The following is a 15,508-nucleotide window of genomic DNA, read 5'->3' on the forward strand; positions in this document are numbered from 1 at the left end:
TCCTTAGCCTTAAGGCTTAGTTTGGAATGATACTCTGCAATGAATAAGTAATGGAAAGATCTTTTCTAGAATATTCTTTTTTAAAGTTCTGAATAATGCGCTTTAACACCAGCTCGCCGTTTTCATAGGTTGCCGTTGGCAGAAGCAAGAGGTATTGGCTTACGCTGTAGCGGCAAAAGATATCTCCCCTGCGCAGGGATTTGCGGATAGAATCTCCAAGCTCATCCATAGCCCTTGTCTGGACCGCAGGTTTTAAAAGCTCTCCCTTTAGATTGCTGATGGTCAGAAGGCATAAGAAGATGGAGTCGCCGGTGCGCTGGATCGCCCTTGTTTCCAGCTGATAGATGTCCCGGAATACAGAGGGTTCACAACTAAAGGCCCCGCTGTTCGTGCCGCCCTCTGAAAGAATCTCCTGTATGGTGCTAAGATCCATGGTAATTCCATGCTTCTTATCACTGATAAGCTTGTATAGGTCCTTAAATCGAATGGACGGAGTGATGGCAAATTCGTTATAGAACATGTCAGTCACATGATGGTAATGCTCCATAGCCATAAGCTGGTTGCCGCTTTGGTACAGTGCATAGACCAGGTAGTAATGAGCCTCTTCACTATAGGAATCGATGGCAATAGCCTGCTGGCATACATCGATAATGGTTGGATAATCCTTTCTTTTCTCCAGAAGGAATAAAGTTTTTTGGATCAGTTTTTGATAAAGGGTGTGATAATAAGTGTGGATTGGTACCACCCAGGATTCCCACTCTGATTTTGGAAGAAAGTTTCCCTTGTACAGGGCAAAGGCCTCCAGACAAAGGGCTAAACGGTCATCCTCGGAAAGACCGTGGGCCTCTAATTGGGCGCACAAGTCCTCAAACTGGTCGGTATCGCAGACCGTTATAAGGTCCTTCGTCCAGCCGTAGGCTTTACGGTTCTGGAAAACCAGCTCCTGTGTGGGATATCCCAGAGGCTCTAAAAGTTTACGTACACGGAACATTAAGGTCTTTAAGGCTCCTGCCGGGTTATTGCTGGCTTCATCTTTCCAGAACAGGTCAATAAGTTCCTCTACCGGAATATCCCGACCTCGAAACGTAATAAGATATTCTAAAAGGCTCCAGGGTTTTTTTGCTTGATTATTCTGGTCTACGATCGTCCTGTCCCCCATGGATATGGAGAATCCTCCCAGCATATTTACATGAACGATAGATTCTTGATTTTTCATATAATGTCTCCATATTAACATTTTCTTTTTTTAGTATATAGAAAAAAAGTGGAAAAGTCTAGCATTGCTTATAAAAGATTGTGATTTTTGTTAAAATACGGTATACTTAGGAAGGATTAAAATCATTTGAGAAAGCAGGAATGAGCATGAAAAGTAAAAAATTGGCCTTTGGCGTCCTTATCATAGCTGTTATTTTTTTGGCTGTGGGTGTAGGAAAGCTCTATTCTGATTTTAAAACGAGAGATCATGCCGAGCAGCAGTATGAAAGTCTTGCGGAGCTTGCAAGGGAGACAACGGCCGGGGAAACTAAGACCAGTATCCCGGAAGCAGAAACAAGCGCTGCCTATATTTCCCCCATTGATTTTGAGAAACTAAGTAAAATCAATCCGGATATCGTGGGCTGGATCAGGATTGAAGGCACGGTCATCGACTACCCTATTGTGCAGACGGATAACAATGAAACTTATCTGGATACAGATTTTGAGAGCAAAAAGAGCGTGGCCGGGGCCATTTACCTTGATTTTGAAAGCGAACCTGACTTTTCCGGCCGGCATAACATAATATACGGGCATCACATGAAGAACGGATCGATGTTTAAGGACATCATAAAGTATAAGGATGAGGCTTTTTTTAAGAAACATCAGGATATTTATATTTATACGCCGGAGAGGGAATGCCATTTGAAGCCCATCACCGCACTTTATACGGATGCCGCCCCCATCCGCAGGAAAACCGTGTTTGAAACAGACGAAAGCTTTCAGGCATATGTGGAGGAGATGACAAAGGACGGCCTGTTTCTTCAGAAGCCGGAAGAACCGGTGAATCAGCTTTGGTCTTTTGTAACCTGCAGCTATGAGTTTAATGATGCAAGAACCATTCTATACGCCAGTGAGGTACCAAAGGGCGAGGATTAGAGGGTTATAAGCATACATATTGTTCTGTATGATTTGCAGACTGATGAAAGGAAGATATTATTATATGGGAAAATATTTTGGAACAGATGGCTTCCGCGGGGAAGCCAATGTAACTCTAACCGTGGAGGATGCCTATAAGGTGGGCCGATTTTTAGGCTGGTACTATGGACAGAAAAATCCGGATGAAGTATGCAGGATTGTTATTGGAAAAGATACAAGACGCAGCAGCTATATGTTTGAATACTCACTGGTAGCGGGCCTTACCGCATCCGGAGCTGATGCATATCTTCTTCATGTTACCACGACTCCAAGCGTATCTTATGTAGTACGCACCGAAGGATTTTCCTGCGGAATCATGATTTCCGCCAGCCATAATCCCTACTACGACAACGGAATCAAGGTAATTAACGAAAAGGGTGAGAAGCTGGAAGAGAGTGTGACCCTGGAAATTGAAAAGTATCTGGATGGAGAAATCGGAGAACTGCCTATGGCAAAACGTGATAAAATCGGCCGTACCGTAGACTTTGCCGCAGGAAGAAACCGTTATATCGGTTATTTGATTTCCACAGCTACCAGATCCTTTAAGAATAAAAAGGTGGCTCTGGACTGTGCAAACGGCAGCGCCTCCGCCATTGCCAAGAATGTATTTGATGCCTTAGGGGCTGAAACCCATGTGATCAGCAATGAACCCAACGGCTTAAACATCAATACAGGATGCGGTTCCACTCACATCGGGCAGCTTATGAAGTTTGTTAAAGAAGTGGGAGCAGACGTTGGATTTGCCTATGATGGAGATGCGGACCGGTGTATTGCCGTGGATGAGAACGGTGAAGTGGTGGACGGAGATGCCATTTTGTATATTTGCGGAAAGTATATGAAGGAACAGGGAACCCTTAAGAATAACAAGGTGGTGACCACTATCATGTCCAACTTCGGTCTATACAAGGCCTTTGAACGGGAAGGCATTGAGTTTGAGAAAACGGCAGTAGGTGATAAGTATGTTTATGAAAATATGTCAGCAAACGGAAATTGCCTGGGCGGGGAGCAGTCCGGCCATATAATTTTCAGTAAGCACGCTACCACGGGAGACGGTATCTTAACTTCCTTAAAGGTAATGGAAGTCATTTTGGAAAAGAAGGAGAGCCTTGGGAAACTGGTTTCCGAGCTTGAGATCTATCCCCAGGTACTTAAAAATGTCCGCGTCCACGATAAGACGGCGGCTCAGGATGACGAGGCGGTCAAGGCTGAAGTGGAAAAGGTGGCGGAAAGCCTTGGAAACAGCGGAAGGATCCTTCTTCGCCAGTCCGGCACAGAGCCTGTGGTACGGGTCATGGTAGAGGCTGCAGATCTGGAAACCTGTGAGAAATATGTGGATCAGGTCATAAAGGTTATGAAAGAAAAAGGCCATCTGCTTTCCTAGAAGCTTGTTAAAAGAATAGAAAGTGATCCAAAGTCCGGAGAAGCTTCCGGTTTTGGAAGCTTTCTATTTTTTTGCAGGTATGCGTAATTGTAAATCAGGACAATTCATGATATGATTAAGGTCTGATGCAACAAATTGTTTTTGGGAGACCAGGAAATATGGATAATAGAGAATTTTCAAATTTAGGAGACCAGATCAGGGATTCGGTGCAGAATGCGATTGATTCCATGGATTTTAACCAGCTGAACAGAACCATATCCGATACGGTTAATTCTGCCCTGGAGGAAGCCAGGAGCCAGCTGATTAAGGGAGCGGAGTTTGGAAAAAACATACCGCCGGGAAGCTTTGGCAGCCAAAGAAGTGAAAGAACAGAGACATACCGCAAGACGGAGTGGAGCGGAGCATCGGTACAAAGAGAGAGCCGTGAAGACGGACCTGGGTACCGGGCGTTTCAGACCAGCCGGGATGTTTTAAAAAGAACCGGTGACGGCCAGGGAGAACTGGCACAGTTAAACCAGACGGGCCGTGTATCAGGTATTTTGTATACAGTGTTTGGGAGCATTGGCATTGGTATAATCCTGATTCTTCTTTTAGTCGTCTGGATTGTGGCTCTGGTGGTGAAGCCGGTCATCTGGGCTGTGGCAGGTGCAACCTTAATCTTGCTTCTGTTAGGCGGCGTATCCGGCTTTATGCTTCGTACAGGAATCGGCATTAGGGACCGGTTAAAGAGGGCCAGAATTTATGCAAAACAGTCGGGAAAGCGGATGTACTGCAGCATTGAGGAACTGGCTGGAAACATTGGAAGATCCCGTGAATTTGTATTGAAGGACGTCCAAAAGATGATCAAGCTTGGAATTTTCAGGCAGGCTTATCTGGATGAACAAAAGACCTGCCTGATCTTAAGCGAGAACACCTACAGACAGTATCTGGAATGTCAGAAGGCCCTTAAGGAAAGGGAGCTGGAAGTAGCCAGGGAAAAAGCAAAGGAAGAAACTCCTTCAGAGGAAATAAAGCAGATGATGGCCGACGGCCAGAACTATTTAAGGATATTACGGGAGGCCAATGATGCCATACCTGGGGAAGTGATTTCCCAGAAGATTTCAAGCCTTGAGCATGTGATCCGCAGGATTTTTGAATCGGTTTCCAAACATCCTGGGCGAATCGGGGAGATGGAGCGTTTTATGGAATATTACCTTCCCACAACGGTAAAACTGGTAAATGCGTACAGGGATTTTGACAGTGTAGGTACCCAGGGGGCCAATATTTCTTCCGCAAAGGCGGAGATAGAGAGAACTCTTGACACGATAAACCAGGCCTTTGAGCGGCTGCTTGATGATCTTTATCAGGATGCTGCCTTAGATGTTTCTACAGATGCATCGGTGATCCAGACGATGTTAAAAAAGGATGGCTGGGCGGAAAGCGATTTTACAGGAGGTATGAAGAATGAGTAAGGATATTGAAGAGATGTTAAAGGAAGCGCCGGAACTGACCCTGTCACCTCTTGGGGCCGGCGGAATGGAAGAAACCCAGCTGGTGCAGACAGAAAGCGTTCTTAAAGCGGTCGAGGAAGTGCCGGCAGCTGACTTAACGCCGGAAGAAGAAAGACGGGTGGCTGACTTTGCGGAAAAGATCGATTTAAGGGATTCCAATCTGATTCTTCAGTATGGAGCCGGTGCCCAGAAAAAGATTGCTGATTTTTCAGAAGCAGCTCTTGATAATGTAAAATCCAAGGATCTGGGGGAAGTGGGTCAGATCCTGTCAGAGGTGGTTGTTGAGCTTAAGAGCATCGAAGTGGAGGAAGAAGAAAAAGGTCTTTTCGGCTTTTTCAAAAAAAGCGTAAACCGGGTGGAAGGCATTAAGGCAAAGTATGCCAAGGCAGAAACCAATGTAAACCAGATTTGTAAGGTCCTTCAGAACCATCAGATCCAGTTGTTAAAGGATATCGCCCTTCTGGATAAAATGTATGATTTAAATACCACGTATTTTAAAGAACTTACCATGTATATTATGGCTGGAAAAAGGAAGCTTGCCAGAGTGCAGCAGGAAGAGCTGCCGGCACTTTTGGAGAGGGCGGCAAAAAGCGGACTTCCGGAAGATGCCCAGGCAGCCAATGACTTGTCTTCCATGCTGAACCGTTTTGAGAAGAAGCTTCATGACCTGGAGCTTACCCGCATGATATCCATTCAGATGGCGCCTCAGATCCGTCTTGTCCAGAACAATGACACCTTAATGACGGAAAAGATACAGTCCACACTGGTGAACACCATTCCTCTCTGGAAGAGCCAGATGGTACTTGCCATCGGAATCAGCCATTCCGAGCAGGCGGCAAAGGCCCAGCGGGAAGTGACGGATATGACCAATGATCTTTTAAAGAAGAATGCAGAGGTATTAAAAACCGCAACCATTCAGACAGCAAAGGAATCAGAACGGGGAATCGTGGACATGGAGACACTTAAGAAGACCAATGAATCCCTGATAACAACTTTGGATGAAGTCGTCCGGATCCAGGCGGATGGCAGGACAAAACGCCGGGAAGCAGAAGTGGAGTTAAGCCGGATGGAAGGGGAGCTTAAGTCCAAGCTTTTACAGCTTAGTAAATAACAAGCAAAAAGACTTACAATAGAAAATTAATTTTTCTGTTGTAAGTCTTTTTTAGTCGTGCTATAATAACATAACACTTCACCGTGACACACTGTCAGAGCACGGTATGTGATTTTAATGCAAAGGAATGATGATAGATGGGGTTAGACCTGTAAAAACCACGTTGTTCATTGTCAAAAGATACAGCGTGATTTATCGACTCCAAAGCCTGTGTTAAGTTTTTTCTGTTTCAAGAACAGATTCGGCAATTCGCCGGACAAAGCAGACGATTACATAATTATGGAGGAGATAAAACATGTTGAATTATCAAAGATATAAAAGAGTACCGGTAGTCACCTATCCGGAAAGACAATGGCCGTGCAATGAGATTAAGAAGGCGCCGATCTGGTGCAGCGTTGATTTAAGGGATGGAAACCAGGCCCTTACGGAGCCCATGGTTGTGGAAGAGAAGATCGAGATGTTTGATCTCCTGATCCGGTTGGGTTTTAAAGAGATTGAGGTCGGTTTTCCGGCAGCTTCCCAGATTGAATATGATTTCTTAAGGCAGCTTGTGGAACGTAAACTGATTCCTGATGATGTGGTCATTCAGGTTCTGGTTCAGTGCAGAGAGCATTTGATCAAGAGGACCTTTGAAGCCCTTCAGGGAGTTAAGAAGGCAGTTGTGCATATCTACAATTCCACTTCAACTCTTCAGCGGGATGTGGTTTTCGGCAAGGGCCGGGAAGAAATCAGGGAGATCGCCGTAAAGGGAACGGAATGGGTGAAGCAGTATATGCAGGACTTTGATGGAGAAGTGGTTCTTGAATATTCTCCTGAAAGCTTTACAGGAACAGAGCTGGATTTTGCTTTGGATATTTGTACGGCAGTCCAGGAAACCTGGGGCGCAACTCCGGATAAGAAAATTATCTTCAACCTTCCTTCTACTGTGGAGATGAATACTCCTAACGTTTATGCGGATCAGATCGAATGGATGAATACTCATTTCAAGGACCGTGACAGCATTATTTTAAGCGTTCACCCCCACAATGACCGGGGAACCGGGATCGCAGCCACGGAGCTTGCTCTGCTGGCAGGAGCCGACCGGGTGGAAGGTACGCTTTTAGGAAACGGCGAACGGACCGGGAATGTAGATATTTTAACAGTCGCATACAACATGTTCTCTCACGGGATCAATCCGGAGCTTCACATTGAGAATATTCGTGAGATCGTTGACATATATGAACGATGCACCAAGATGGAAGTGGAGCCAAGACATCCATATGCAGGAAAGCTTGTTTTTACCGCCTTTTCCGGCTCCCACCAGGATGCCATCAACAAAGGCATGCAGGCCATGCGGGATAGAAAGAATACTTACTGGGAGGTTCCTTACCTGCCCATTGACCCATCAGATATCGGCAGGCAGTATGAGCCTATCGTGCGGATCAACAGCCAGTCCGGCAAGGGCGGCGTAGCCTTTGTCATGGATACCTTCTACGGCTTCAAGCTTCCAAAGGGTATGCATAAGGAGTTTGCAGATGTGATTCAGGCGATTTCTGAAAAGCAGGGTGAGGTTGCTCCTGAGCAGATTATGGATGAGTTTAAGAGCAATTACACAGAGAAGAAAGAACCGATCCATTTCCGCAAAGCACAGATTACGGAAGCAGAAGATGATACACCGTTCTCAACAGCTGCGAAAGTCCGCTATACCGATCATGGTGTTGAGAAAATCTTCGAGGGTGTTGGTAACGGACCTATTGATGCGGTACAGAAGGGGCTTGAGAAAGAACTTGGCATTGAGATCCGGGTTCTTGACTACTACGAGCATGCCCTTGCTTCCGGTTCCGGAGCGCAGGCGGCCTCCTATATTCATCTCTTAGATGTGAAGACAGGAAAAGCCACCTACGGTGTGGGCATCAGCTCCAACATTACAAGAGCGTCTATCCGCGGTATCTTCAGCGCAGTCAACCGGTTATTCTATTCATAAATATATGGGCCAGCCTTTGAGAAAAGGCTGGCCTTATTTTTATGTTTTGGCGGAAAACTTAAATCAGATTTTTGCAGTTGATTCCCTGATCACCAGTTCTGCATCCAGGATCAGTGATTTTGGGGAGCTGGAGGGATTTTCCATCATTTCCAGGAGCATTTCACAGGCAGTATACCCAAGCTGCAGGCAGGGCTGGTTGACCGTTGTGATGGAAGGACAGGTCATAGTGGAAAATTCGATGTTATCAAAACCCACCACCATGATGTCCTTTGGTACATTGAGTTTAAAGCGCTTTGCCGCCCGGATGACGGCAGCCGCAAATATATCGGAGACCACAAAGAAGGCGTTGGGTCTTGGCTCACTGTTTAATAAACGGCAGATGGCAGCGTAAGCCATCTGGTAGTTGATCTCCGGAAGCTGTATGATCCAGTTTTGAGGGACAGAGATTTCCGCCTTTTTTAAGGCACTCAAATATCCCTCCTGCCGCTTTACCGCATATTTAAAGCTTAAAGGCCCATTGATGAGGGCAATTTTATTGCAGCCGCAATGATAGAGATATCCGGTGGCTGCCTCTGCAGCGGAAAAATCGTCAATGCTGACATAGGGGTATCCTGAGGCGTCTTCGTTGTATTCGCAGCACTGCACCAGAGGGGTAATGGCGCGTATCTGTTTTAACTGTTCTTCCGATGCCCGGTTCAAAAGGATGGAACCGGCGGCGTTGACACGGTGGAGCAGATTGCAGAAATTGCGGATAGACCCTCTGTCCAATGGTGATTCATTGATGAGTAAATGACAGCCATGGGCCTTTGCAGAAACTCTAGCCCCTTTTATGACCTCCTGATAGAAAACATTTTCAATTCCCGGAATATTCAGAACAATCAGCGGCTGCTCTTCAATGGAGGGCGGAGCAGTGGATTCAAAGGCATATCCAAGAGCTGCCATAGCGCTTTCCACCCGTTTCGCGGTATCTGCCTTGACTTGTTCCCTGTGATTTAACACACGGGAGACGGTGGCCGGTGAAACTCCCGCCTGTCTTGCAATATCTTCTATTGTAATTTTTTCCTGTTTCATTCCCTGTTCTTCCTTTGCTTAGTTCTTTCTTTTGTTTATATCATGAGAAAGACTTATTGTAAATATAAAGTTTTCATAATTATGAAAAGTTTTCAGAAAATCAAGAGGACGATTGTGCAGATTGATTATATTATCACAATAGAATCTGGATATAACATGGAAAAACTATTAATATCGCCCAAAAACTTGAAAATAAAGTAAGAAAATGTTAAAATCACCTTGAAAAAATGAAAGAAATGAAAAGCAATATGAAAGCCAATCGGAAGAGGAAGGAACATGTTATGAAGGTAGGAATCATTGGGTGCGGAAGGGTCGCACAGACAAGACATATCCCTGAATACGGGGCGTATCCCGGAGTCCAGATTGCAGGCTATTATGATTTCAACGAGGAACGGGCAAGGGAGCTGGCTGCAGTTTACGGCGGAAAGGTATATGATTCTGCAGATGCCTTACTGGCTGACCGGGGAATCGATGCGGTGAGTATCTGTACGGCCAATCATACACATGCGGAAATTACCATTAAGGCCCTTCGGTCGGGAAAGCATGTACTTTGTGAAAAGCCCATGGCTGTAAGCCTTGAGGAATGTAAAGCAATGGTACACGCGGCGGCAGAGAACAACCGGCAGCTGATGATCGGACAAAATCAGAGATTTGCCAAAGCTCATGTACGGGCAAAGGAGCTTCTATCAGCAGATACGATCGGAAAGGTCCTCACATTTAAGACCACATTCGGGCATGGCGGGCCGGAATCCTGGAGCATCGATGGGGCAAACAGCTGGTTTTTTGATAAAGACAGGGCTTCCATGGGAGCTATGGCTGATCTGGGAGTTCATAAGACGGATCTGATCCAATATCTTTTGGGCCAGAAAGTCGCAGCTGTGACTGCCCAGCTGCTGACTCTGGATAAGAGATATGAGTCAGGAAAGCTGATCGGGGTGGATGACAATGCCATCTGTATCTATGAGATGGAAGATGGTGCTATAGGAACCATGACAGCCAGCTGGACTTATTATGGCAGGGAAGATAATTCTACAGTTCTTTATGGGACCAAGGGGATCATGAAGATTTATGACGATCCGGAACACTCCATTTCTGTGGTTTTGAAAAATGGGGAACGGATCTTATATGACATTGATAAAATACAGACCAATGACAATCAGACAAAATCCGGAATTATCGATGCATTTGTGGATGCCATTAAGGCGGGGACAGAGGTGCCGGTCAGCGGGGCCGATGTATTAAGCGCCATGGAAGCTGTGTTTGCCTGCCTGGAATCAGGCAGGGAGAAACGAAGGATCGCCATTGGGAAAAAGGGGGAAAGGTAGCATGAAACTGGGATTTGTCAGTGCGATTCTGGCTGAATGGACTTTTGAGGAAATGATCGATACGGCGGCGGCAATGGGCTTTCAGTGTGTGGAAGTGGCTTGTTGGCCTCAGGGAAAGGCAGAACGCAGATATGCGGGAGTCAGCCATATTGACGTGGCCGGTTTAACAGAGGATAAGGCGGAGTACATAAGAAACTACTGCAAAGAAAGGAATGTGGATATTTCCGCCCTTGCTTTTTATCCCAACGTAATGGAAGAGGATGAGGAAAAAAGGCAGGCCAATATCTTCCATCTTAAGAGGGTGATCGATGCCAGCGCCGTCCTGGGCGTTCGTCTGGTGACCACGTTTATCGGCAGGGACCAGACAAAGACCGTGGAAGAAAACTTAGAGCTGGTGAAAGAAATATGGCCGCCCATTCTTGCCTATGCAGAGGAAAAAAATGTGCGGATCGCCATTGAGAACTGCCCCATGCTGTTTGGCAGGGAGCAGTGGCCCGGCGGTCAGAACTTAATGACATCACCGGCGAACTGGGAAAAGATATTTGAAATCCTGCCCAATGAAAATCTTGGGATCAATTATGACCCTTCCCATTTTGTCTGGCAGATGATGGATTATATTAAGCCTCTTTACCAGTTCCGTAATAAGATCTTTCATGTCCATTATAAGGACATTAAATTATATGAGGATGAGTTGAAAAAGGTGGGGACCATGGCATATCCTCTGGATTATATGTCGCCAAAGCTTCCCGGCCTTGGGGATGTGAACTGGGGAAAATATGTCAGCGCGTTAACGGATATCGGTTATGACGGGTTCACCTGCATTGAAGTAGAAGACAGGGCGTTTGAGGGCACCAGGGAAAAGACCCTGGACAGTCTGAAACTGTCTAAGAAGTATATGGACCAGTTTATCATTTAGATTAAGGCAGCAAAAATGCTTTGATAGAGAAGGAAAATGTAAAAGGAGGATCAGTAATATGAAAAAAGCAGCAGCAATTATTTTGGCGGCATTGGTGGCGGCAGCAGGAACTGCATGTTCCCAGGTAAAACCGGCAGACACCACAACAGCGGCAGTAAAAACGGAGTCAACAACGGCAGAGACTGTGAAAGAAACAGAGGTCGTGAAAGAAGGTACTCATATTTATGTTCTGACCGTACCAGAGGATCATGGCTGGACCGGTTCTGTTGCTACCTTCGCAAAACAGAAGATCCAGGAAGTAAATGAAAACGGCACCTACACTGCGGAACTGATCACCTCAGCCAATGCGGCAGAGCAGATCCGGAACATCGAGGATATCGTTTCCAAGGGAGAAAAGAATATTGCAATGGTCATCCAGCCCATTGATGATACGGTGCAGTCCGCCATTCAGGGCGTGATCGACGCAGGGATCCCCTATGTGGCATTTGACCGGATCATTGACGGCGTGTCCGGTAAGGCTGTATCCAATGTAAAAGGTGATAATTCCGGCATTGGCGCAGGTGCTGCTGCTTATTTTGTTTCCCTGGGGCTTACACCGGGAGAGCCGATCTACGTTTATGAAGGTGACACTTCTTCCGTTACCACACTGCGGAATGAGGGCTTTACCAAATACTTAACAGGGGAACTGGAATTTGGCGGAGAAGTCATAAATGCAGATAAGAAATGGAGCCAGGATGACTTAAAGTCTATTACATATTCCGGAGCAATGAACTGGAGCCGTTCAGACACAAAAACATCCTTTGAATCCCTGATGGGAGACAGCAATAATGCCAAGATCAAATGGTTTTATGCAGAAGATGATGAGCTTGCCATGGGAATCTTAGAGGCTCTTTCCGGAGGCGGAATTGATGAGGCAACTAAGGATACCTTCCTTTCCGGCAAACCTGTCATTACTGGCTGCGGCGGTCTTGATGAACTGTACGAAGTACTTCGGGGAAAAACCTATGTGGATATTGCATCAAAATGCGGAGGCATCATGTCAGTAACCTACAGCCCATCCATGATTCAGACAGCGATTGAAGATATGGTGGATTACTTAGATGGAAAACAGGTAACCCAGGATCATGTGATCGCCTGCGAAAATGTAACATCAGAAAATGTAACTGAGTACCCATCCTTTTAGAAATAATGATCTGAGGGACAAAAGGGGCCGTTCGTCACTTTCGGAACGGTCCCTTTTATAAAACCGGAGGTTGAGAGATGAGTTTATTGGAAATGAGTGGGATCAGCAAGGCATTTAACGGAGTCCAGGTATTAAAGAGGGTCCGCTTAACGGTCGAACTGGGGGAGGTCCATGCCCTGCTTGGAGAAAACGGAGCGGGGAAGTCAACTTTGATGAATGTGCTGACCGGAGTATTTCCCAAAGACAGCGGAACCATTGTATTTGACGGAAAAGAGATCGATACCATCACCATCAGACAATCGGAGGAACTGGGAATTGCCTTTGTCCATCAGGAATTAAACCTGTTTAATGATTTAAAGGTCTATGAAAATATTTTTCTGGGGAAAGAGTACCAGAACAGGCTTGGAAAACTGAACAAACGAAAGATGATGGAAGAAACGGAGAGGTTATTCCAAGAACTGGGGGTAGACATAAATCCATGTGAACTGGTGGCAAATTTAAAGACCAGCCAGAAGCAGATGCTGGAGATCGCTAAGGCGCTGTTCTTTAAGGCAAAGCTGCTGATCCTGGATGAACCTACCACTTCCCTAAATAACGAAGAAGTTAAACATTTGTTCAGCATTGTCAATCAAATAAAAAAGACAGGAACCTCCTTTGTTTTTATTTCCCACAAAATGCCGGAGATTTTTGAACTGGCTGACCGGTATACTGTATTCCGTAATGGTGAGTTCGTTGGAGACGGCGCCATTGGGGATACGACTCCGGAAGAGGTAACAGGACAGATGGTAGGAGAGAATTATTCTGCCGGAGATGTTTATGAAAAGAGAAAACCCGGTGAAGTGGTTTTGGAGCTTCGTGATTTTTCAGGGCCTGGATTTGAACAAGTGTCCCTGCAGGTAAAAAAAGGCCAGATCATCGGACTGACCGGACTTCAAGGCTCCGGAAGCAGTGAGCTGATTCAGTGCATGTTCGGGGTTACAGAGGCTATATCTGGAGAAATGAAGGTCAGGGGAGAAAAGGTGCCATCCCATTCGATCCATAAAGCCATGAAGTCAAAAATTGCCATGCTTGCTGCCAATCGGAAAGAAAATTCCGTCATCCCGGACATGAATCTGCTGGAAAACATGTATCTGGCGGAGCATACCTTATCGGCACGCAGGCCTCACATCCAAAAACAGAAGGAAGAAGAGCGGTTTGAAGCGTTTAAGACCTTGCTAAATATCAAGGCCAGGAGTAGTTCTGATTCCATTCTATCCTTAAGCGGCGGAAACCAGCAAAAGGTATTTATTGCCCGATGGCTGAATACGGATGCGGATATTCTGCTGTTTGATAATCCAACCCAGGGAATCGACGTAGGAGCCAAGGCTGAGATTTATAAGCTGATACTGGAAATGGCAAAAAAGGGAAAGACCATTCTCATCAATACCCTGGAAATACCGGAGATCCAGAAGGTAGCTGATTTCTGTGCTGTTTTTTACAACGGAAGAATGATCAAAATTCTGGAGCACGATGAAATCAATGACACTACGGTCATGCTGTATTCTACAAATGCTGTAAACCAGGAAATAGGAGGATAAAGAAATGAAGGCAGGAGAAAAGAAAAACGGAATTTCCTTTGGGGTACTGTCCAAATGGTGCGGGGAATTCAGTTTTATTATCGTATTTGTACTGATCTTTTTGGTATATGCCCTCACCAGCAACGGGTTGACCTGGAGCGGCACCATGAATATTTTCCGCCATTCGGCAGTGGTTGGGATCATCGGTCTGGGAATGGGTCTGGTATGTATGACCGGGGAAATCGATTTATCAGTAGGATCCATGCTTGCATTAAACAGCGGGCTGTCGGTCATCATGTTTAACATCACGGATCATATTCTGGTTACATTATTGTTTGCCCTATTATTCGGTGCAGCCTGCGGCCTGATTAACGGACTGCTGGTGGGATACATAAAAATGCCGGCCTTTATTGTTACATTAGCGACCATGCTGATCTACCGTTCCTTTGCCCAATATATCTGCCAACATATCGATAAGGCTCTGGCAGGAGGCGGAAGCAGCGTGTACCGGATGATCAAGGAGTTGTCCTCTTATCAGCCGTTTTACGGTCTTGGAAATGGAAAGATTCTTACCGTTCCCATTGTGGGACTGATTCTGATTTTAATGACGGCATTATTTGTTTACATAACGACTAGCACCAAGTACGGAAAAAAGGTATATGCAGTGGGGAGCAATGCGAAGGGAGCACAGATGGCGGGGATCAATGTGAGTCTCATGAAGGTTTCCGTATTTGTTCTTGCGGGAATCCTGACAGGGCTTGCCTCCTTTTTATGGGTGGCTATGAATGCTTCCTCTGATCCAGCCACGACCGGAAGCAGCTATGAAATGTATGCCATTGCGGCAGTCGTATTAGGCGGCATCAGCATGTCCGGAGGAAAGGGAAAATGCCTGGGAATCTTATTTGGAGCCATGTCCTATACGATCATTGACAAGATCATTGTTGCTCTTAAGATGGATTCTCTCATCAATGATGCGATCAAGGGGATAATCCTGATTCTGGTGATCGTAGTACAGATCATAGGGCCGAGAATCAAGGAAAGGCTGACAAGGCATAATGAGAGGGTCTCATAAGTATTATTGGCTATCATAAGAGCAAAGGGAGGGGATTTGTTGATCGTACCAGTGGGGAAGCTGGTATCATCAACAAATTCCCTTTTTCCATCCGGCGATTCAGACCGGACGTTCCCGCAGAAAACCGGGATTTTGAAAGAAGGATTTTCTATTCCCGGTGATTTTATCATAATATATCAAAATATAACAGGCTTAACTTGATCAAAAATATGCAAACATAAAAAAACTTTTTTCTTCCTATAATTGGGGGATATAAAAAAGGGTTCCCAAA

12 protein-coding genes are annotated in these 15,508 nt (G+C 45.7%); 10 read left to right on the forward strand and 2 right to left on the reverse strand.

The features are described from left to right. Positions 1-16: 16 nt before the first annotated feature. Entirely contained in the window at positions 17-1,216 is a 1,200-nt protein-coding gene (locus H171_RS22230; RefSeq protein ID WP_100307076.1) for a BTAD domain-containing putative transcriptional regulator, read from the reverse strand. A gap of 146 nt (positions 1,217-1,362) precedes the next feature. On the opposite strand from H171_RS22230, the gene srtB reads away from it, so the two are divergent. The 5 genes from srtB (at position 1,363) to leuA (ending at position 8,114) form a co-directional block, all read left to right on the forward strand. Then, a complete protein-coding gene (srtB, locus tag H171_RS22235; protein WP_100307077.1) occupies positions 1,363-2,130 on the forward strand; it encodes a class B sortase in 768 nt (255 codons plus the stop codon). 64 nt (positions 2,131-2,194) lie between these two features. Next, complete coding sequence (gene glmM / locus H171_RS22240) at positions 2,195-3,550, forward strand: phosphoglucosamine mutase (RefSeq protein ID WP_100307078.1); 1,356 nt, start codon at positions 2,195-2,197, stop codon at positions 3,548-3,550. A gap of 158 nt (positions 3,551-3,708) precedes the next feature. Further along, complete coding sequence (locus H171_RS22245; RefSeq protein ID WP_100307079.1) at positions 3,709-5,001, forward strand: 5-bromo-4-chloroindolyl phosphate hydrolysis family protein; 1,293 nt, start codon at positions 3,709-3,711, stop codon at positions 4,999-5,001. Further along, positions 4,994-6,151: a toxic anion resistance protein gene (locus tag H171_RS22250; RefSeq protein WP_100307080.1), complete on the forward strand. Its 1,158-nt coding sequence runs from the start codon at positions 4,994-4,996 to the stop codon at positions 6,149-6,151. The genes H171_RS22245 and H171_RS22250 overlap by 8 nt, the downstream gene beginning before the upstream one ends. Before the next feature lie 295 nt (positions 6,152-6,446). Continuing rightward, positions 6,447-8,114 carry a 2-isopropylmalate synthase gene (leuA, locus tag H171_RS22255; protein WP_100307081.1) on the forward strand — a complete coding sequence of 556 codons (1,668 nt, stop codon included), beginning with the start codon at positions 6,447-6,449 and terminating at the stop codon, positions 8,112-8,114. Positions 8,115-8,177: 63 nt separating this feature from the next. On the opposite strand, the gene H171_RS22260 is transcribed toward leuA, so the two are convergent. After that, positions 8,178-9,185: a LacI family DNA-binding transcriptional regulator gene (locus H171_RS22260; RefSeq protein WP_100307082.1), complete on the reverse strand. Its 1,008-nt coding sequence runs from the start codon at positions 9,183-9,185 to the stop codon at positions 8,178-8,180. Positions 9,186-9,466: 281 nt separating this feature from the next. Between H171_RS22260 and H171_RS22265 the strand changes: the two genes are divergently transcribed. The 5 genes from H171_RS22265 (at position 9,467) to H171_RS22285 (ending at position 15,237) form a co-directional block, all read left to right on the forward strand. Next, complete coding sequence (locus H171_RS22265; protein ID WP_100307083.1) at positions 9,467-10,510, forward strand: Gfo/Idh/MocA family protein; 1,044 nt, start codon at positions 9,467-9,469, stop codon at positions 10,508-10,510. Between the two features lies 1 nt (position 10,511). Continuing rightward, a complete protein-coding gene (locus H171_RS22270; protein ID WP_100307084.1) occupies positions 10,512-11,426 on the forward strand; it encodes a sugar phosphate isomerase/epimerase family protein in 915 nt (304 codons plus the stop codon). 58 nt (positions 11,427-11,484) lie between these two features. After that, positions 11,485-12,609: a substrate-binding domain-containing protein gene (locus tag H171_RS22275; RefSeq protein ID WP_100307085.1), complete on the forward strand. Its 1,125-nt coding sequence runs from the start codon at positions 11,485-11,487 to the stop codon at positions 12,607-12,609. Between the two features lie 77 nt (positions 12,610-12,686). Next, the gene (locus tag H171_RS22280; RefSeq protein WP_100307086.1) at positions 12,687-14,186 is read left to right on the forward strand and encodes a sugar ABC transporter ATP-binding protein; all 1,500 of its coding nucleotides are present in this window, start codon (positions 12,687-12,689) and stop codon (positions 14,184-14,186) included. A gap of 4 nt (positions 14,187-14,190) precedes the next feature. Further along, positions 14,191-15,237 (forward strand): ABC transporter permease, encoded by a 1,047-nt coding sequence (locus H171_RS22285; protein ID WP_100307087.1) that lies wholly within the window; start codon positions 14,191-14,193, stop codon positions 15,235-15,237. Positions 15,238-15,508 lie beyond the last annotated feature (271 nt).

It is taken from the genome of [Clostridium] celerecrescens 18A (genome assembly GCF_002797975.1).
GTDB lineage: Bacteria > Bacillota > Clostridia > Lachnospirales > Lachnospiraceae > Lacrimispora > Lacrimispora celerecrescens.